The sequence below is a fragment of the Ruegeria sp. Alg231-54 genome (assembly GCF_900143525.1).
GTDB lineage: Bacteria > Pseudomonadota > Alphaproteobacteria > Rhodobacterales > Rhodobacteraceae > Ruegeria.
On sequence record NZ_FREZ01000001.1, the window covers coordinates 704,170 to 722,404 of the forward strand.

18 protein-coding genes are annotated in these 18,235 nt (G+C 55.3%); 5 read left to right on the forward strand and 13 right to left on the reverse strand.

The genetic code is table 11. The features are described from left to right. Nucleotides 1-18: 18 nt before the first annotated feature. The gene (locus tag DHN12_RS03500; protein ID WP_233494683.1) at nucleotides 19-588 is read right to left on the reverse strand and encodes a tetratricopeptide repeat protein; all 570 of its coding nucleotides are present in this window, start codon (nucleotides 586-588) and stop codon (nucleotides 19-21) included. A 69-nt stretch (nucleotides 589-657) separates the two neighbouring features. Between DHN12_RS03500 and DHN12_RS03505 the strand changes: the two genes are divergently transcribed. The 3 genes from DHN12_RS03505 (at nucleotide 658) to DHN12_RS03515 (ending at nucleotide 3,820) form a co-directional block, all read left to right on the forward strand. Continuing rightward, a complete protein-coding gene (locus tag DHN12_RS03505) occupies nucleotides 658-948 on the forward strand; it encodes an SCP2 sterol-binding domain-containing protein (protein WP_058273875.1) in 291 nt (96 codons plus the stop codon). After that, on the forward strand, nucleotides 948-1,931 hold the full coding sequence (locus DHN12_RS03510) for an alpha/beta fold hydrolase (RefSeq protein ID WP_108858881.1): 984 nt from the start codon (nucleotides 948-950) through the stop codon (nucleotides 1,929-1,931). Before DHN12_RS03505 ends, DHN12_RS03510 begins: the two co-directional genes overlap by 1 nt. 68 nt (nucleotides 1,932-1,999) lie before the next feature. Then, entirely contained in the window at nucleotides 2,000-3,820 is a 1,821-nt protein-coding gene (locus DHN12_RS03515) for a M3 family oligoendopeptidase (RefSeq protein WP_108858882.1), read from the forward strand. On the opposite strand, the gene DHN12_RS03520 is transcribed toward DHN12_RS03515, so the two are convergent. Genes DHN12_RS03520 through DHN12_RS03530 form a run of 3 tightly spaced genes read right to left on the reverse strand, consistent with a single transcriptional unit; the run spans nucleotide 3,821 to nucleotide 6,024 of the window. Further along, entirely contained in the window at nucleotides 3,821-4,708 is an 888-nt protein-coding gene (locus tag DHN12_RS03520) for a DMT family transporter (protein ID WP_108858883.1), read from the reverse strand. Nucleotides 4,709-4,721: 13 nt separating this feature from the next. Continuing rightward, nucleotides 4,722-4,991, reverse strand: coding sequence for a DksA/TraR family C4-type zinc finger protein (locus tag DHN12_RS03525; protein ID WP_108858884.1), 270 nt, complete (start codon nucleotides 4,989-4,991; stop codon nucleotides 4,722-4,724). A 58-nt stretch (nucleotides 4,992-5,049) separates the two neighbouring features. Beyond that, a complete protein-coding gene (locus DHN12_RS03530; RefSeq protein WP_108858885.1) occupies nucleotides 5,050-6,024 on the reverse strand; it encodes a Gfo/Idh/MocA family protein in 975 nt (324 codons plus the stop codon). 224 nt (nucleotides 6,025-6,248) lie between these two features. Between DHN12_RS03530 and DHN12_RS03535 the strand changes: the two genes are divergently transcribed. Continuing rightward, nucleotides 6,249-7,319 (forward strand): fasciclin domain-containing protein, encoded by a 1,071-nt coding sequence (locus DHN12_RS03535; RefSeq protein WP_108858886.1) that lies wholly within the window; start codon nucleotides 6,249-6,251, stop codon nucleotides 7,317-7,319. Nucleotides 7,320-7,360: 41 nt separating this feature from the next. Here the strand turns inward: DHN12_RS03535 and rpoH are convergent, their stop codons facing one another. Both rpoH and DHN12_RS03545 read right to left on the reverse strand, forming a co-directional pair. After that, entirely contained in the window at nucleotides 7,361-8,257 is an 897-nt protein-coding gene (rpoH, locus tag DHN12_RS03540) for an RNA polymerase sigma factor RpoH (RefSeq protein ID WP_058273882.1), read from the reverse strand. A gap of 146 nt (nucleotides 8,258-8,403) precedes the next feature. Then, nucleotides 8,404-9,438, reverse strand: a complete 1,035-nt coding sequence (locus tag DHN12_RS03545) for an RluA family pseudouridine synthase (protein ID WP_108858887.1) — start codon at nucleotides 9,436-9,438, stop codon at nucleotides 8,404-8,406. Between DHN12_RS03545 and DHN12_RS03550 the strand changes: the two genes are divergently transcribed. Next, complete coding sequence (locus tag DHN12_RS03550; RefSeq protein WP_058277654.1) at nucleotides 9,437-9,742, forward strand: DUF6476 family protein; 306 nt, start codon at nucleotides 9,437-9,439, stop codon at nucleotides 9,740-9,742. The genes DHN12_RS03545 and DHN12_RS03550 overlap by 2 nt on opposite strands. Before the next feature lie 3 nt (nucleotides 9,743-9,745). On the opposite strand, the gene DHN12_RS03555 is transcribed toward DHN12_RS03550, so the two are convergent. The 7 genes from DHN12_RS03555 to DHN12_RS03585 all read right to left on the reverse strand — a co-directional run bounded on the left by DHN12_RS03555 (nucleotide 9,746) and on the right by DHN12_RS03585 (nucleotide 18,120). Further along, nucleotides 9,746-10,729 (reverse strand): hypothetical protein, encoded by a 984-nt coding sequence (locus DHN12_RS03555; protein ID WP_108858888.1) that lies wholly within the window; start codon nucleotides 10,727-10,729, stop codon nucleotides 9,746-9,748. A 31-nt stretch (nucleotides 10,730-10,760) separates the two neighbouring features. Beyond that, the gene (locus DHN12_RS03560) at nucleotides 10,761-11,759 is read right to left on the reverse strand and encodes a glycosyltransferase family 2 protein (protein ID WP_108858889.1); all 999 of its coding nucleotides are present in this window, start codon (nucleotides 11,757-11,759) and stop codon (nucleotides 10,761-10,763) included. Nucleotides 11,760-11,933: 174 nt separating this feature from the next. After that, nucleotides 11,934-13,763 (reverse strand): hypothetical protein, encoded by a 1,830-nt coding sequence (locus tag DHN12_RS03565; RefSeq protein ID WP_234416535.1) that lies wholly within the window; start codon nucleotides 13,761-13,763, stop codon nucleotides 11,934-11,936. A 164-nt stretch (nucleotides 13,764-13,927) separates the two neighbouring features. Beyond that, a complete protein-coding gene (locus tag DHN12_RS03570) occupies nucleotides 13,928-14,872 on the reverse strand; it encodes a hypothetical protein (RefSeq protein ID WP_108858891.1) in 945 nt (314 codons plus the stop codon). 5 nt (nucleotides 14,873-14,877) lie between these two features. Then, on the reverse strand, nucleotides 14,878-15,861 hold the full coding sequence (locus tag DHN12_RS03575) for a glycosyltransferase family 2 protein (protein ID WP_108858892.1): 984 nt from the start codon (nucleotides 15,859-15,861) through the stop codon (nucleotides 14,878-14,880). 330 nt (nucleotides 15,862-16,191) lie between these two features. Then, nucleotides 16,192-16,419, reverse strand: a complete 228-nt coding sequence (locus DHN12_RS03580) for a hypothetical protein (RefSeq protein ID WP_108858893.1) — start codon at nucleotides 16,417-16,419, stop codon at nucleotides 16,192-16,194. Between the two features lie 759 nt (nucleotides 16,420-17,178). Beyond that, nucleotides 17,179-18,120: a PleD family two-component system response regulator gene (locus tag DHN12_RS03585; protein ID WP_108858894.1), complete on the reverse strand. Its 942-nt coding sequence runs from the start codon at nucleotides 18,118-18,120 to the stop codon at nucleotides 17,179-17,181. Between the last annotated feature and the right edge of the window lie 115 nt (nucleotides 18,121-18,235).

Sequence of the window (18,235 nt, forward strand, 5' to 3'; positions counted from 1 at the left end):
GCCCCCTGCCCCAGCTTGTTAGAGGGCCGAGCCCTCGACCCGGGGCTTCAGTCGATTCACGGCATTGGTTACTTCTTCGTGATGGGGATGTATAGCTAAAGCACGCTCATAAGCGTCCAGCGCTTTGTCGGGTCGATCGACGATCTCAAAAATCAGTCCCAATCCGTAGATAGCCTCGTAGTTGTTGGGGTTCAGCGTCAAGGCGTATTCCAGATCAGCCGCAGCCATACCGAAACGTTCGATCCCGAAAAAGGCCGAGGCCCGCACGTGCCAGGCTTCGGCGAATTGTGGCGCGTGATCAGTCAGCGCAGTCAGATGCTGGATCGCGGCCAGAGAGTCGCCATCTTCTAGCGCCTCGCGCCCGCGCTCAAGCAACAGATCCGCCGAAGCCGAGCCAGACTGCGCCCACAGCGCCTTGAGCTGACGATCTATGTTCATCGCCTGTTCGGGGGTCGCCTCCGACAGTTGCAGCAATAGTTGTTCCTCATCCTTGGAATCCGCCGTTTGGGCGAAAGAAGGAATGGAAAACGTGACTAGAAGCGCTGTTGCCGCGACGATACCTTTGAGATTGGTGCTTGCAATGCTCATAACAACGTTCAGTGTAGCGCTGCGCCCGCGGATGTCCATTCCCGGCGCACAAACATAGTGAGGAGAATCATGAGCGACACTCTGGAAAAAGCGGCAGCCGCGTTGAACGAAAAACTGTCGGGCGGCGATTTTACCGCGTCGGCAAAATTTGCCATCGCAGATCTGGGCTCAATCGTTCTGGACGCAAGCGGCGCGCGCGTCAGTGACGAAGAAACAGACGTCACCATGAACGCCGATGCGGACACGTTCGAACAAATACTCAGCGGTGAATTGAACCCTACCGGCGCGTTCATGTCAGGCAAGCTGACCGTGGACGGTGACATGGGCGTTGCCATGCAACTGGCATCGGCGCTAGCCTGATGGACCTGTCGCCGGCCCCTTTCTTTGCAGACATGGCCGGCGTCCCCGCCGGTGGTCAGGCTCATTGGCTGAACACAGCGGACAACACACGCATTCGGGTGGGCCACTGGCTGCCCGAAGGCGATACCTGCGGCACGGTAATGATGTTTCCCGGCCGCACCGAATATATCGAAAAGTACGGCAATTGCGCGGCTGAGTTTACGGATCGCGGCTTTGCCTTTCTGGCCGTCGACTGGCGCGGCCAGGGCCTGGCCGACCGGTTACTGGATGACCCGCGCGTCGGGCATGTCGAGCAGTTCACGGACTATCAACAAGACGTTCAGGCCACGCTGGACCTGGCAACCGAACTGAACCTGCCGAAGCCTTGGTTCGTGATCGGACATTCCATGGGCGGGGCAATCGGTATGCGCGCGGCTTTGGAAAAGAACTGCTTTGCCGCCTGTGCCTTTACCGGGCCGATGTGGGGCATTTTCTTTACCCCAATCATGAAACCGCTCAGCCGTCTGACAGCCTATTGGGGGCCTAGGATCGGGTTGGGGGAAAAAACACCACCGACCACATCCTTGGAAAGCTATGTGGCCTCCCAACCGTTCGAGGGTAATGTACTGACCCGCGATCCGGACATGTTCCAGATGATGAAAGATCAACTGGCTGCACAGCCCGAGCTGGCGCTTGGCGCGCCTTCGACAATCTGGCTGCGCGAAGCGTTGGATGAATGCGTCTGGTTGATGGACCAGACCGCACCGGATACGCCGTGTCTTACCTTTCTGGGCAGCCATGAACAGATTGTCGATCGCAAGGCTATCCGCGCCCGCATGGCGAACTGGCCCAGTGGCACTTTGGTCGAAATCCCGGATGGCGAGCACGAAGTTCTGATGGAAGCGCCCGACGTGCGCGGGCCGGTCTTTGACCAGTTGGCCGCTCATTTCAAAGCCGCGCAAACTGACGCGGTGCCGGAACCGGTTCTGTCTTCCGAAGTCTGATCACGCACCGCTTGTGATCCCCGTCTCGCGCGCCTAGATGTTGGCGAAAGCTATTATCGAGGTGATCCATGCGCGACCTTCCCTTTCCCGTCCGAGACGCAAATGCTGCCGGAGGTGCCGGCAATCTGGGCAACCTGCCGGAATGGGATCTGACCGATCTCTACACCTCAGAGGACGCGCCCGAACTGTCCCGCGATCTGGACTGGTTGGAAAAGGAATGCGCCTCGTTTGCCGAAGACTACGGGGGTAAGCTGGCTGATCTGGATGCTGCGGGTCTGCTGACCTGCGTCGAGCGCAATGAGAAGATCAATTCAATCGCCGGGCGCATCATGTCGTTTGCCGGCCTGCGCTACTATCAGCTGACCACAGATGCCGAGCGTGCCAAGTTCCTGTCCGACATGCAGGAAAAGATCACCATCTTCACCACCCCGCTGGTGTTCTTCACGCTTGAGATCAACCGCATCGACGATGATGTCCTGAAGGCGCATTTCGATGTGAATGCCGATCTGGCGCGGTACGAGCCGGTCTTCCGCCGAATCCGCGCGATGAAACCCTACCAACTATCTGACGAGCTTGAGAAATTCCTGCACGACCTCGGCGTTGTTGGCGACGCGTGGGAGCGTCTTTTTGACGAAACCATTGCCGGGCTGACTTTCACCGTAGACGGCGAAGAGCTAAACATTGAAGGCACCCTGAACTTTCTGACAGAGCAGGACCGCGCCAAACGCGAAGCAGCTGCGCGTGAGTTGGCCAGCGTGTTTCAGGACAACGTCAAAACCTTTGCCCGCGTCCACAACACACAGGCCAAGGAAAAGGAAATCGTCGACCGCTGGCGCAACATGCCGACCGCGCAAACCGGTCGCCACCTGTCCAATGACGTGGAACCCGAGGTCGTTGAGGCTCTGCGCGAGGCGGTTGTGGCCGCCTACCCCAAGCTCAGCCATCGCTACTACGAGCTGAAACGCAAATGGCTGGGCCTGGACAAAATGCAGGTTTGGGACCGCAACGCACCGCTTCCGATGGAAGACACGCGCATCGTTGATTGGGACGAAGCAGAGAAGACGGTCATGGACGCCTATACTGCCTTCGATCCCCGAATGGGTGAAATCGCGGCTCCGTTTTTCTCGAAGGGTTGGATCGACGCGGCCGTGAAGCCCGGTAAAGCTCCGGGCGCATTTGCGCACCCAACCGTCACCGAGCTTCACCCCTATGTGATGCTCAACTACCTCGGCAAACCGCGCGACGTGATGACACTGGCGCATGAGTTGGGGCACGGCGTCCATCAGGTACTGGCGGCCGATCAGGGCGAGATGCTGTCTTCTACCCCACTGACGTTGGCAGAAACGGCTTCGGTCTTTGGTGAAATGCTGACCTTCCGCAAGATGTTGGACAAGGCCGAAACTCCGGAACAGCGCAAGGTGCTGCTGGCCGGCAAGGTCGAGGATATGATTAACACGGTCGTACGTCAGATCGCCTTTTACGATTTTGAATGCAAACTGCACGCCGCCCGTCGCGAGGGCGAGCTGACCCCGGATGACATCAACGCTTTGTGGATGAGCGTTCAGGCCGAAAGCCTTGGGCCCGCATTTGAATTCATGGATGGGTACGAGACCTTCTGGGCTTATATCCCGCACTTCGTCCATTCACCGTTCTACGTCTACGCCTATGCGTTCGGTGACGGTTTGGTGAACGCGCTATACTCGGTCTACGAAAGCGGTGCGGACGGGTTCGAGGACAAGTATTTCGAAATGCTGCGTGCAGGCGGGTCCAAACACCACAAGGAACTGTTGGCCCCGTTCGGATTGGATGCAAGCGATCCCAAATTCTGGGACAAGGGTCTGTCGATGATTTCCGGCTTTATCGACGAGCTGGAAGCGATGGAAAACTAGTCACTTCTGGCTTTTGGTCGTCAGGAAAATGGCGACCACAATCAACACAGCCCCTAGGGCCGCGACCGGCGTGATTGCGGCCCCCAGAAACAGGGCTGAGTTGATGAACGTGAACACCACGGATGCGGCGAACATCAAGGTCGCGGTCAACGTCGAGACCCGCGCGGCGGCCTCGTACCACAGGTAGTAGGCCAAAGCGGTCGGCAGCACCCCCAACAAAATCAGGAACACGACATCGTTGGCTGCAGGTATCTGCAGTGAAAATGCCGCCAGCGGGACCAAAAGCACACCCGAGCACAAGAATATCCCAAATAGGAAGTTCAGACGTTCTCCGGTCGTTTCAGAATTTCGCATCGCCCGGCTGCTCGAGATTAGGAAAACCGCCCAGCTTAGCCCTGCGCCGATTTCAAGCAAGTCCCCGAACAGGGGCTCTCCACCGCCTTGGAAATCCTGATAAACCGTTAGGAAGACGCCGAAAATCGCCAACCCCGTAGCAAGTATGTCTGTGCGCGTAACGGGCGTGTCGGCAAAGAAATACAAGAAGATCAGCACAAAGAACGGCGCCGTGTTCTCAAGAACCATGGCATTGGCTGCACCGGTATGTTCAAGCCCGATGTGGAACAGGATGTAGTTGACCACAGTGGACAGAACGGCCAGCCGAAAGTTCCAGTCATTCAACCGGATTGAAACAGCGACCCGCATCACGCGCAGCATGCAATAGATGGCGATGGCTGCGATGAACAGGCGCGTTACCGCAATTTGCAGCCCTCCCAGATCGCTGGTCAGGTAGCGGACTATGACGCTGTGCGTGCCCCACAGGAAAGCCGCAAGAAACCCAAGAACCAGCCCGTTTTGCAAGAGTGGCTGCTTCTCTTTGGTGTCGGGCATCCTTGTGCCCCGCTTACTTCAACTGACTGTCTTTAGAACCGCGCCGATTGATGCCGGAACGGCCCTTGAAGGCCCCGTCCCGATCCTGCTGGCAATCCAGGCAGAGTTTAACACCGGGAATGGCAGCTCGCCGCTTTTCTGGAATCGGCTCTTCACATTCGGCGCAATGGGTCCGGCTTTCCCCGACAGGCCGCTTTTGCGCCTGCATCCGGGCCAGTTCGTCCGTAATGGACGCTTCAATCTGTTCGCTCACCGCGCCATCACGCGCCCAACCGCCTGCCATGGTCTCCCTCCTGATCAGGTGACAGCCAGATTAGTCCAGCCGAGCGCTGCGTGGCAAGTCAGAGGGCGACCGCGCCCTCAAACACCCTGTCAATCATTGCCTGCGTTCCGCGCGAGAATTCCAACGGGCATGGGTAATCAGACCCGTCGCGGACTGATTGGCAAAACGCCTCGACCTGAAGCTTGTAGTGATCGTCGCCCGGGAACCGCGTGACCTGAACCTCAAGACCCGGACGATGCAGTTCCACCCGTGCCTCACCAAAAACACGCGCATTGAAAGGCGCGGTCAGGCGGATCACGCCACCCTCGCCATGGAACACCATTTCCTGATGCGGGTGCATCCGGATCGAGACGTAGCTTGAATAGGTAAAATCGGGGAATTGCGCGCGTATCTCGGTGAAGGCATCAATGCCATCTTCCCAGCGGATCGCGGATTGCACCGAAACTGGTTCTTGCCCAGTGGCGAACCGGGCGCTTCCAATCACGTAGACGCCGATGTCACGCAGCCCACCGCCGCCGGTTTCGGCCCGGTTTCGGATGTTGCCGGTGTCCGCCCGATTGTCAAAACTGAACGCGCCGGTCACATGCACAAGCTTTCCGATCGCCCCATCCGCGATCAGTTGCCGTACGAATTGCCACTGCGGGTGGTGCACGATCATGTACGCTTCGGCCGCCAGCAAACCGGTCTGATCCCTCTTTTCGATCAGCGCTTCAAACTCGGGCGCGGACATGGCCATGGGCTTTTCACACAGAACATGCTTGCCGGCATCCAGTGCCTTGAGGCTCCATTCGACATGCAGGTGGTTGGGCAGCGGGATATAGACCGCGTCGATTTTGGGATCCGCCAAAAGGGCGTCATAGCTGCCATAAACCGTCAGATCAGGGCAGTACTGCTGGAACGGCTCAGCCTTGGCTGCGTCCGACGTGGCAAGACCTGCCAACCGGGCCCCGTCCGCCGCGTGAATTGCCGGCGACATGAACTGTCGTGCGAATTTTGCGGCGCCCAGAACGCCCCATTGAACAGGTTGCTGCATACCGCCGCCTCATCCTTTGTTAGCTTGTGCCGTCTCTATCAGGGAATCGCTTTAAAGTCAGGGGGTTCGTGGTGTTTTCCGCCCATTAACGCACGCAAACCTGAGAATTTCTTGATCCGTTTCATTGTCTGCGCCGTAGCAACTATGTCACCGGGTAGTCGGCATTGTCCGTTCAAAGCACCCGGGATTGATGTTGTGACCAACTGGGTGGGAGATTGCCAGACATGCCAACACCGACAGAGACAATTACCGGAACCGTGTTGATGAGCGGAGCCGTCGGCTCGTTCGATGACAACAACGGAGATTTTGACATCCTGCGCGAGGCCGTTGTTGCCGCCGGCCTTGCTGGGGTACTGGATGACCCCGAGGCCAGCCTTACGGTATTCGCCCCGACCGACGCCGCCTTTATCGGACTTGCCCAGGCATTGGGCTATGCAGGTTCGGACGAAGCAGGCGCGTTGGGGCACATCGTCAAGGCGCTGACTCTGTTGGGCGGAGGGGATCCTATCCCCCTGCTGACAGAGGTTCTGAAATACCACGTGGTGAACGGGGAATTCGACCTGGCTGCCGTTGCCGGCCTGGGCGACGGCGCGCAGATCGAAACGTTGCAGGGTTCGTCAGTTGAATTGAACCTTCAAAGCGCCCCACCAAGTCTGGGCGATGCGGATGACGGCATCGCCGATCCGGGTATCATCCAAACCGATATTGAAGCCACAAACGGGATCATTCACGCCCTAAACGGAGTCCTTCTGCCTGTATCGGTTACGGACATTCTGGGTCAGAAGAACACCGATTTCATCCTCGGCGACGACTCGGACGAGTTCTACTTTACCGGGCGCGGTCAGGACTTCGTTCATGGTGGTGGCGGAAATGATGTCATCAATACTGGCCGAGGCAATGATGTCGCGCTTGGAGGCGCTGGACACGACGTGATCTTTGGCGGTCGTGGCAAAGACATTCTGCGCGGTGATGAAGGCGAAGATACGATATTCGGCGGCAGAGGGGCCGATGTGATCGACGGTGGAGCCGATGATGACATCATGTTCGGCGGACGTGGCAAAGACATGTTTGTCATTGAAAACGGGGATGGCGATGATTGGATCGTCGACTTCCGGGTCGGAAAGGACAAGATTGACTTGTCCGGCTACGAAGGCATCGCCGGGTTTGAAGATATCGAGGATGATATATCGGGTGGCTTCTTCCAGACCACCATCGAACTAGGGGACGGGGACAGTATTGTCCTTACGGGTGTTGGAGCCGGACATCTGACCGAAGACAGCTTTATTTTCGCCTAAAGAAAATCAGCCCGCCGTTGTGGCGGGCTGAACCAATTGGGTCAAACAGTACCCAGCATGCCCTTTTCACGAGCCAGTTCGCGCATCTTTTTCTGCAGCTTCTCGAAGGCACGAACCTCGATCTGACGAATACGCTCGCGGCTGACATTGTACTGGGTGCTGAGCTCTTCCAGTGTGACAGGCTGATCCATCAGACGGCGCTGAGTCAGGATGTCCTTTTCCCGGTCATTCAGGACATCCAGCGCAGCGGCCAGAAGCTCGCGTCGGGCGTCAAGCTCGTCGCGGGCTTCGTAATCGCCCGCCTGATCGGCATCTTCGTCCTCAAGCCAGTCCTGCCATTGCATGGTACCTTCGCCTTCGGACCCGACGGTCGCGTTCAGCGAGGCATCACCACCAGACATCCGGCGGTTCATGCTGATGACTTCAGCTTCGGTCACGCCCAGATCAGTAGCGATCCGCTTGACGTTTTCAGGACGCAGGTCGCCTTCTTCCAGCGCACCAATACGGGCCTTGGCCTTGCGAAGGTTAAAGAACAGCTTTTTCTGTGCCGATGTGGTGCCCAGCTTGACCATCGACCACGACCGCAGAACGTATTCCTGGATCGAGGCACGAATCCACCACATTGCATAGGTCGCCAGCCGGAAACCTTTTTCCGGATCAAACTTTTTGACCGCCTGCATCAGGCCCACATTGGCCTCGGAAATCACCTCGGCCTGTGGCAGGCCATAGCCGCGATAGCCCATAGCAATCTTGGCCGCCAATCGCAGGTGCGACGTGACCATTTTATGTGCAGCTTCAGTGTCTTGCTCTTCGACCCAACGCTTGGCGAGCATGTACTCTTCTTCCGGCTCAAGCAGCGGAAATTTGCGAATTTCCTGCATATAGCGGTTCAGGCCGCCCTCGGGCGTCGGCGCGGGGAGATTTGCGTAATTTGCCATGATTCATGTCCCTCCGACAAATGTTTACTTCGTTAACATGGGATATGGGAATAAGTCCCGATCCATTCAAGAGGTACTGGTAACAGTTTGAAATTAACGATTGATAAAGGAAAGCTAAGAACGCGTTACTCACGTATGTTTGCGTATTATGTCAGCGGCGCGCGCAGTTGTTCAATCAGAAATTCCATGTCTTTTGGCAAATCGGCCTCAAACCGAAGGTTTTCACCTGTCACAGGGTGCTCAAAGCCTATAACTGCGGCATGCAACGCCTGTCGCGAAAAACTGCGCACAGCCTCGGCAGCGGCCGGATTGAAGGCTTTCGCCGCAAGCTTGCGTTTACCCCCATACACCGGATCGCCAACCAGCCCATGCCCGGCATGGGCCATATGGACACGGATCTGGTGCGTTCGGCCGGTTTCCAGCCAACATTCAATCAGCGCGATGCCTGCCGGGTTGCCAAATGTCTCGACCAACCGCGCCCGAGTTACCGCATGCCGACCACCGTGGAACAGAACCGCTTGTTTCTGCCGGTCGTTTTTGTGCCGCGCCAATTGCGTGGTCAGGCGCATGATATTGCCCGGTTCAAAGCTGACACCCTTAATGCCTCGCAAACGTGGATCATTCGCATCCGGCACGCCGTAGCAAATCGCGCGGTAATAGCGTTCGACGCTATGCGCCTCGAACTGCGCCGCCAACCCGTGATGGGCCGCGTCAGACTTGGCGACCACCAGCAAGCCGCTGGTTTCTTTGTCGATGCGGTGCACGATGCCAGGGCGTTTGACGCCCCCCACACCTGACAGGTCCTCGCCACAATGATGCAGCAACGCATTGACCAGCGTTCCGTTGGGCGAGCCCGGCGCAGGGTGAACGACCATGCCTGCCGGTTTGTTGATGACGATCAGGTCCGCGTCCTCATAGACGACGTTCAGCGGGATATCTTCGGGACCTATGTGGCTTTCTTCTGCTTCGGCGACGGAGATCGACACCGAGGCGCCTTCGGTTACCTTGGCCTTGGGGTCCCGAACTTCGACACCGTCGATTGTCACCTCGCCGTTCTCGATCAGACGGGTCAGACGAGTGCGCGACAGGTTTTCATCCGCTGGTACATCCCGCGAAAGCGCCTTATCAAGGCGTGGCGGCGGATCGGCCGCGATCTGAAATTCAATCTGGCGGGTGCCCATGACTGTCCCTTCCGAACCCCAAGAACCGCAGGAAACACCGCAGCTTCGCTTGCTGCGGCGCATGGTCATGCTGCTGACCGCGGTGATGATTGGCGGGGTTCTAGTGACATTCGCACTGATTGTCATCCGACTATCGGACAGAACTCCCACCCTGCCCGATCAAATCGAGCTTCCGGACGGGGCCAAAGCACAGGCTGTAACGATCGGCAGCAACTGGTACGCGGTCGTGACCGATGACAACCGAATCCTGATTTTTGACAAGACGACCGGAAAACAGCGCCAGGAAATCGCCGTTCAGGAATAACGATCAGTTGTCCAAAGCCAACCGAAACACAATCTCAGAGGCTTTACGCAACGCCTCATACTCTTCGGGCGTATCCCGGCGGAACGTCTTGTCCTCATCGCTTAGCTTTGTCGGGGTGAACAGTTCGGGCAGGTCGGGAAAGAACTCTTGCTGAAAGGCGGTATCCTGCTTGGCTAGGAATTCGTCCAGCCAAGCGCGCTCATCTGGTTCCAGCACATCATTCCGGCGCACCATGACAGGATCATCGACAAATATCCGGCGTAACTGGCGGCTCTTCTTACGCCCCAGCGCACGGGAGATGACACCAAAAGCTTCGCTCGCCGCGCGGGATTGCGACGGGTTGGACACGGCTCCTGCTGAAACTTCCTCAGCCAATGGCGTACCGATCCGAGACAGGAAGTCATCGACTACATTCCCCCGCACCATGCCCGCGCGTTCGTATAAAAGCGGAGCAACGGTGACGCCGGGAAAGGCAGTGCGGATTTCGGCCAGCTTGGCAGAAAAGCTCAACCGTTCCGGGTGATTGCGGATAAGATCAAGTTGCTGGCGGATGTATTCTGTCCCGCCGTTGGACAGCCGCCCTGCCTTGGCCCGCTGTTTGTAATCAGCCTCGAAGAAATCGGAATACCGGCGGCAATAGTAAGTGATCGTCAATCCACGCGAGGGGATATCAGCAAAAACCTCGGCCAGCCGGTTCAGATTGCAGCCATAGAACATCTCGGAAGAGACAACACAGTTCTGATCCGCATGCGCGTCGTATTCAGTGGTCATGGCAGACCGAAACGGATCCATCGGATCAGCGCTCTGGTTGATGTGAAAGGCGACGATGTTGTGACTTATCGCCAGACGTGTGCCGCCATCCAGCCGGCGTCGGCCAGTTTCCATATAATGCAGGCCGATCTCGTTCATGACCGAATGTTTCCGGCGCAGAAATCCCTGCAAGGCAGTCGTGCCGGTTTTGGGCATCCCCATGTGCAGCCAAAGCATTACCTAGCTCCTGTCCCCGAACTGTGCTGCGTCATGCCTGCTGGCTGGCCGAGAAACCTGCGGTCATCTGCTGCATGAGGTCCTGCATCTCGGGCAGGTCGCGCAATTGCCCGATCTGTTGGCGGTGCAAATCGCAGGACGCATGATGCAAGCGCGCAACCTCGGGGTCAGAGAGCATTTCGTAAAAATATCCGCGTTTGCGGTCCAGGGTGGCGTCGATCGAGCCATCCTCTTCTGCGTTCTGGTTCATCATGTCCCAGTATTTCATGCCCAAGCTATCGCCAAGGTGATGCGCGCGACCCCGCATCTTTTTGACCAGATAGCTTTCGCAGGATTTTAGAGCATAGTGATTTACCTGAACCAGATCATACCCAACGGAATCCCCCATCGACCGCCAGCTTTTAGTAAAATAGCGATCTGGCATCAACTGCCCTGACCCGTTGTACCAATGGCATTCTTCCATAGTCTCGACCGTTGCCCGATGTGGTCGATGCACACCCAACCTGTCCCACAGCCCGCGCTTGAACATTGTTTTGAACCCCCAAGCTTGGGCAGGACGCTTTGTGTTTTCAGCCGCTGCGCGCCGAAACTGATCCGAGAGGAACCGGTCTTCATAACCAACTTTTCCGGCATTCCCAAACAAACGCCAAGTCATTGAAATTGTTTTTGCGTCCGGAATGGCATCGGTCAAAGCACGCAGAGTATTATCACCAGTCTTAACATTTATCATTTCATCCGCGTCGATGACGATGACCCAATCATTTGGCTGGGCGAAGTCCATAGTTAGAAATTTTCTATACGCACGCTTTTGCGGGCTGCTTTGTTTACCTGAATTATTGTCTACGTGTTTCAGAATGCCGAGATCATCCAAGCGCTGTAGCAATGCATCCGTGCCATCAGTACAGTCATTGGTCATAACGACAATCTTATCAACACCAATCGCGCGGTTATGAGCAACCCATTCCAGTACAAATGGCCCCTCATTTTTCATTGGAGTCACGCTGACATAGCGCGGATCTTGTTCAGCCATAGCCTGTTGCCTTGTCATTCTTCCCTTGGCGCGTAAGTCACGCTGGGTATAGAGCCGCAACCTAGTTGCGTGGGTTCATACAACCAAGGACAAACCTGTAAAAGTGCAAGGAATTTTTTTACCCGATGTTACCGCGAAACACTTTGATCACGCTTGTGAAAAAGGCGTTGTGAATCAACGCTCCACGCGATTCAATTGGTTCTTGAACCGCTTGTAGGATGGATACAGATTATGTGCTTTCTGCAAAAAGCGCCGTGCCTTCGCCTTGTTTCCTCGCCGAAGATATATTTGTCCGGCCATGCCTTGGATTGATGCAGTTGCAACATCCAGCTCCGCAGCCCTTATAATTTGGGATTCACCTTGCTCTGTTGCCCCTATTCGCTCCAGCAACCTGCCCATTGCAAAAATCAGAAACGGGTTATCAGGATCGCATGCAAGCGCCTCAGCCATAGTAAGGCGCGCGCGCGAAGCATCACCCTCTGCTTCAAGTAACTCAGCTAGCCTTTTGTGATACAAAGGATTTTCAGGCTGCTTTGAAGCAATGTCCCGTGAAATGTCGATCGCGTTCGCTCGACACAGGTCGCCCAGGTGCAATCTAAGTTGTGTCGAAAAACTGACAACCGAGAGATCTTCATCCATTATATCCTTTGGCCTGTTCAGACCCCACTCAAGTGTTCTTAGCCGCTTGGAACTGGTCAGCAACCTTCGTGCTTTTTGGTCTATGGCTAAGTCCGCCCAGTCCAATAAAAGTGCGTCGAAATTACAAGGAAGCCGGGAAATCACTTTACGCTGTGCAATAAACGAATTGAAGCTATACCAGGGACGGCGCATAGATCTTTGCAACATCCAATCGGTCGGTGGAAGCAACCGCAAAGACAATTGATCCCGATACAATGCGCGAGAAGACAAGACAACCACATCGGGTCTGAGTGGCTTTGACCAGATAGCTTGGCAAAAGGATTGGGCTGCGCGCCATCTGTTGCCAAGTTGACCCAGAATAGCGCATCGCAAAGCGCAGAGCGCCGCCCAGTCTTCAGGCCAAACATTCGGGTCGGCCAGTGATTTTTCGGTCAAATCCAAAGCCTCTCTCCAACGTTTTTGGTAGAACAAATTGAGGGCCTGAAGTCTGGGCAAAAAGGCGTTATCTGCACCAGATGCCAGTAACGGTTCCGCGATTTCGACGGCCTCGACTGAACGATCTTCAAACCGAAATGAGTGAAGGTGGAACAGAACTTTGGAATAAATATGGGCCGCTTCTGACGAGTTCAGGAATTTGTTAGGTCCTGATTTCAGCCGTTCAATCGCTTTGTCGTTAGCGGCGTTGCGTTCTTCATATGTTAGAGCTTCCCGAAATGTCATGTGCTGCTGACCAGACAATCTTGCGGCAGCCATTGAGAATGCAGAAACAGGAGGAGCTATAACTGAGTTGGCACGGGACATAGCGTACAATTCAAGAAAGTCGCGCTGCGCACGTGTCATTCCGGAAACATCGGCAATGTCCTGCATCTGCATCAGCCGTGGATACCGTTTTTGAAACCGAGCAATCAGTTCCGGCTGGTCCGAGAACATAATGGCCGCTTTATCCGCATTCTTCGCCAGATGTGCCTCATACAGTTCTTCGGGTTCGATCTTTGCGGGCCAGGTCGTGTGCTTCCACGGCAACCCATTCAGAATATCACCGCGGCGGATATGATAGGCAGATACACCCTGCCCTGACAGCCTGGCATCCGCGCAATCCATAATTTCGCGTACTTCTTCCGTGAACCCGACCCGGTGAATGAAGTCGCGATACCTTGGCCGGATGGTCTCGACGTCCTCCCACGGGAAGGCCAGCACCTCGAAACCTTCCTCGACCAACACCGACCGTCCGGCGTTGAGATGCGCAATCAGGCGGTCGGGCGACGTGTCGCTTTGGAAGGACCAGATCGGCAAGGCATTCTGCGAAAGAGCTCCGAACTCCTTAGGAGTAAGGAAGTGTTCATCAATCCAATCCTGCGCGAACAACTCTTGTGGGTGGTCAAGCTCGGGCGCGTCCGCGCCCTGCGGGAACCAATTCACCCGGTATGTCGTGCCGAAATCTTCGGCCAGCCGGATGCAAGTCAGCATCATCAGCAACCGCGCGCCCATGCGGTCCTTGCGCTGACCGACAAACACGCCTTTGGCGGCGGTCACGAGGCGTCCCTTTCCTTCTCGGCCATGGCCTGCCGGCGCAGTCGGCGGAACCGCTGCCGGGCTTTTGCCGCCAAGTCAGGGTGCCGCTCGGCGCCGATGGCCTCAATCCCCCGAATATACATAGGCAGGCGACGTCGGGCGCGCATCATCTTGTAATACCCAACCGTATCCAGTGAGCCGTCCATCGCCCCCAGCATCACGGGCTTGAGGATATCCAGCTTGCGCAGCATGGGCGCCGCGAAATGGTTTGAAAACCAGGTCTTGAGCAACATCACGTTGTCGCCCTGCAGACGCTGAACCTGCTGCCGGTCCAGATCAAAGAATGGGTCGTAAAAGACGTAAGCCTTACCAGCTGTCTGAACAGTTTGAGCCGCATCGCTCATCGGCAGATCCCAATCCTGTACGCGGCCGAACCTATAGCGGGTTTCCCAAGGCACCAGCCGTTCATCCAGTGTTGTCTGAGGGTTGAACGCGATCACATGCGCGCCGGGTACATGCGCCGAAAAGGTCAGTGCCCCAAAGCCGCCCATCGATGCGCCTGCAAAAACCACCTGATCGAACCGGTCAAAGAACCCCTCGGCGACCTTGTTTTCAAAATAGGAAATGATCTCGGGGTCGCGATACCATGCCTTGGTGCGCGCGAAGACGCCCATGTGGGACCACCCTTCGTCGCGAAAGAATTTCCAGCCCCACGGCTCGCGCGCGAAGGACAGGTCATTGGCGTTGGCGATATTGTCGAAGCTGACCACCAGACGCTTCGGGTAGCGCTGATGGAACAGGATCGAGTGGCGTTCCAGCTTTTGAAAGTACCCAGTGCCTTCGCCGCCTGGGTACAGCTCGACAAACCAAGGCGGAGCGGGATCCGTCAGGATACGCTCATACCCTGTCTTGCGATCAGGGTGTTCCGGTTTCAGCTGCTCTTTCGAAAGGTCTTCGGCCATGATGATCAGATCAGGTTATCGGCAAGCCAGACGCGAAACTCTACCCATTCCGGGCGCATCTTGATTTCGGACACTTTGGCTCGGTGCCAGTCGCAAGCCTGCGCGTGCAATTCGTTCAACTCTTCATCCGCCTTCAGATCGGCCAGCAGAGGCGCGGCGCGGCGTGCGGCAGGCAAGATGGATTGGTCGGCCTCTTTGTTGGCATTCATGTCCTGCCAGTAGGCTTGTCCCTGATCCACCTTGATGTGGTTTGTGCGTCCCCGGTCGCGCTTGACCAGAAACCCGTCCATGGACCGGACTGAATAGTGGTGGATGCGTCCCAAGGAATGGTCGAACCCGCGCCACGCCCGCCAACCGACCTTATCGGCTGAAAACAGCTTTCCGCCAGCATCTGACCAAGCGATGTCTGGCGCTACCTCCTCGGCAAAGCCCTTTGGGCGATGCGGACCAAACCGGGTGAACTTGCCATTATTTCGGAACAGCGTTTTCAGCCCAAAAGCACGGCTTGAATGATAGGGGAACTCTTGATCCCCCATCGAAAATACCTCGGTCACCGGTCTGTCTTCGAAACTGATGTTTCCCGAGCTTCCAAACAGCTTCCACGCGAAAGATATCGCATCAACCGGTTGACCTGCCTTTTGCTCAACCTCGGCAATAAGGTCATGAAATCCGTTGTCTCCGCAACGGATATTCCAGAATTCATCTACATCCAGACACAGCAGCCAATCGGCCTCTTTGACCTTGGGCTGGCGGCGCGCACGGTGCATCATCTGGTGCTGGGGATTACCCCCCTCCTTCACTTCGTTACTGACATGAGTGGCCAGGCCAAGCTCTTGCAACCTAGCAGAAATCTTGTCCGTTCCGTCATCACAATCGTTGGTGAAAATCACAAAATGGTCGATGCCGAGCGTTTTGTGGAACGCCACCCATTCCAGCATATACGGGCCTTCGTTCTTCATCGTTGTGAACACGGTGATGGACTGAGACATATTACCCTTCCCAAATAGTATTGCCCACTCATACACATCCCGATCCGCGTGGGCGAGACAGGAAATAGTGAAGTGGTCATTCCAACGTAAACTGGTGCAACTCTACACGGCAGAGGCGCTGAAATTCGTGTTTTTCGGGTGAATAATGGTGCGGTCGAGAAGCATCTGGCGATTTCGAATTAGCTTCTCAGACCCAATAATTTTATGAGCAAAACGCCCTTCTTTAGCCATCAGGTTTCCCCAAATGTGTGCTGTGCAAGGAGGTATTGTCTATTGTGGAGGCTGTCAATCGGCTCCGGTTTTTTCGTCCAGATAGTTATGGCACACGCTTTACGCGTGCAGAGGGTTTTCTGCTTCACACCGTGCCGCTGCCTCCGCATGGCGAAGTTCCTGCTCTTTGTCAATTCGAACTAATTCAGCAGCATACCGTTCCGGGCCGATATCCGCCATTTCGGACATCCAGAGTTCTTGGTCCTTGTCTTTTGGCGAGGGAAGGTATGCCTCTGGGTTGTCTTGTTTAAGTGACGCTGGTTCAACTTCCTCTTGTTCGTTTACCATGCTAAGTGACCCGAACGTGGCTGGCATCCCCACGAAGGACAATACAGCAAAGCTAAAACCTCTATGGCCCAGCTGTGCTTAGGCAGCGGCTTGATCAGCGCAAACCCCGGCACAAGCAACAACAATAAGCCCGTGACGAAACCTAACTCAGGCGATACGACAGCCAAAAATACTGACCCGATTAACAGGGCAATTACTATACCAACGCTGTTTACTAAATCACTATTTTTCAATACCTTAACTGCTTCATTCAAAACTGAACCCTCATACAAAACTGTGCCAAGAAGTTGGAGAGTTCGAAAACTCCGCAGAACTCTTGGAATTATTTGAGAACCTGAGGGTGACCCAAATATTGGTAGTGGTCACGCGGCAAACCGAAGGACCAAATTGGAGGAATTGCCGTCAGCGGCCCAACCCACTTCGCTTGGGTTTACAGAGCAAGGCGCAGAAACAAATGAGCGCATCTTGGGTGTGAAGCCATAGAAAGATAAGAGTTTACTATTCAGGGAATGAAAGAAAGGCGGGGATACCAGATCTCGCATCAAGTCAGATCCCGAGAAAAGGCTGACGGGTTCTTTCTCCGAATTGTTGCTGCCGGATGGGCGCTAGGATCGAACAAAGTAGGGCAAATGCATACAGTTTGACCGCCCTATGATTGAGCGCGTAGCTTTACTTCACCCCCCCAAAAAAACTTAGGGCGTTTTAACGTGCTCTTTCCACCAGTATCTGGTCATAATCACCATCCATGTGTGCAGTTTTTCAACCGATATTCGCCGCTCGACCTTCCGACATTTCAGCCATTTCGACGGCCTTGTCTATCAAGAACAACGCCTCCATCTTGGTTTTGGCTTTTAGCATAACTTCTTCGCTCACCTGGAAGCCAATTGGCCGGCCTGAAGTGGCATCACCGGAAATATCTTTCAATGCTCCCGGAAGCGGAGCACCCAACTGGTCCACTCTCAAGTTAATTTGATTGTCGTAGATCACCAAGAACACGCCATTTCCCCAATAGGTCGCCACTTTACGCCCTTCCTGATTAGCTGACAGAACCGCTGTGCCAGCTAAAGTCATGGCACTACGGAATTCACTGACCGTGCTCGTCTTATAAATTTGTTCGGCGCCTGTGCATTTAACCGCCACAAGTTTTGCAGCCATGGAGTGCATCGTTGAAAGCTGAATTACGTAGTTCTCAAATTCAGCTAACCCAATGAATCCGGGCAATTCTCCGAAACATTGCGGATCACTTAAGCGAACGTCCGGACTATTGTCAAAACACAACTCAAAATCCGTTTCAGCTTCGAGCACCTCGATTGCGGCTCTGCGTTCCGCTGCCATCCTATACGCGTCGGACAACCTCTGCTTCAGATCAGAGAACTCAAAAGGCTTTGTAACGTAGTCTGTGGCCCCAACTCCGAATGCCTCGTCGATGTACTCTTTTTGTACCATGGCGGTCACCATGATAATGGGCGTGTACGTGTGTTCCGGTAGTTTTCGCACTTCTTCGCAAAGAGTAATGCCGTTCATTTGCGGCATCTGCACATCCAGTAGCAAGCAGTCGAACGCTTCGTTAGGTCTCGACAGTATTTCAATGGCCTCCCGCCCACTTCTGGCGGTGACGACATCTTTATAACCGAACGCGTCCAGAACTTTATCTAGCAACTCCAGGATGCTCGGATCGTCGTCTACAGCAAGTATACGCATAACTTTTCACCAACCTTTTGCACCTCACCAAACGTTGGGCATTGCAGACTTAAGGCAACGTTTGGCTGGCGCATAAAACACTCAGGGTTTCTTCATCCTCTTTTACGAAGGCGGC

Coding starts and splice junctions, on each gene's coding strand:
- DHN12_RS03530 (WP_108858885.1), bottom strand. CDS start 6,024: ATGCAGCAACCTGTTCAATGGGGCGTTCTGGGCGCCGCAAAATTCGCA.
- DHN12_RS03535 (WP_108858886.1), top strand. CDS start 6,249: ATGCCAACACCGACAGAGACAATTACCGGAACCGTGTTGATGAGCGGA.
- DHN12_RS03580 (WP_108858893.1), bottom strand. CDS start 16,419: ATGGTAAACGAACAAGAGGAAGTTGAACCAGCGTCACTTAAACAAGAC.
- DHN12_RS03575 (WP_108858892.1), bottom strand. CDS start 15,861: ATGTCTCAGTCCATCACCGTGTTCACAACGATGAAGAACGAAGGCCCG.
- DHN12_RS03505 (WP_058273875.1), top strand. CDS start 658: ATGAGCGACACTCTGGAAAAAGCGGCAGCCGCGTTGAACGAAAAACTG.
- DHN12_RS03500 (WP_233494683.1), bottom strand. CDS start 588: ATGAGCATTGCAAGCACCAATCTCAAAGGTATCGTCGCGGCAACAGCG.
- DHN12_RS03570 (WP_108858891.1), bottom strand. CDS start 14,872: ATGGCCGAAGACCTTTCGAAAGAGCAGCTGAAACCGGAACACCCTGAT.
- DHN12_RS03525 (WP_108858884.1), bottom strand. CDS start 4,991: ATGGCAGGCGGTTGGGCGCGTGATGGCGCGGTGAGCGAACAGATTGAA.
- DHN12_RS03520 (WP_108858883.1), bottom strand. CDS start 4,708: ATGCCCGACACCAAAGAGAAGCAGCCACTCTTGCAAAACGGGCTGGTT.
- DHN12_RS03510 (WP_108858881.1), top strand. CDS start 948: ATGGACCTGTCGCCGGCCCCTTTCTTTGCAGACATGGCCGGCGTCCCC.
- DHN12_RS03550 (WP_058277654.1), top strand. CDS start 9,437: ATGACTGTCCCTTCCGAACCCCAAGAACCGCAGGAAACACCGCAGCTT.
- DHN12_RS03515 (WP_108858882.1), top strand. CDS start 2,000: ATGCGCGACCTTCCCTTTCCCGTCCGAGACGCAAATGCTGCCGGAGGT.
- DHN12_RS03545 (WP_108858887.1), bottom strand. CDS start 9,438: ATGGGCACCCGCCAGATTGAATTTCAGATCGCGGCCGATCCGCCGCCA.
- DHN12_RS03555 (WP_108858888.1), bottom strand. CDS start 10,729: ATGCTTTGGCTGCACATGGGGATGCCCAAAACCGGCACGACTGCCTTG.
- DHN12_RS03585 (WP_108858894.1), bottom strand. CDS start 18,120: ATGCGTATACTTGCTGTAGACGACGATCCGAGCATCCTGGAGTTGCTA.
- rpoH (WP_058273882.1), bottom strand. CDS start 8,257: ATGGCAAATTACGCAAATCTCCCCGCGCCGACGCCCGAGGGCGGCCTG.
- DHN12_RS03560 (WP_108858889.1), bottom strand. CDS start 11,759: ATGGCTGAACAAGATCCGCGCTATGTCAGCGTGACTCCAATGAAAAAT.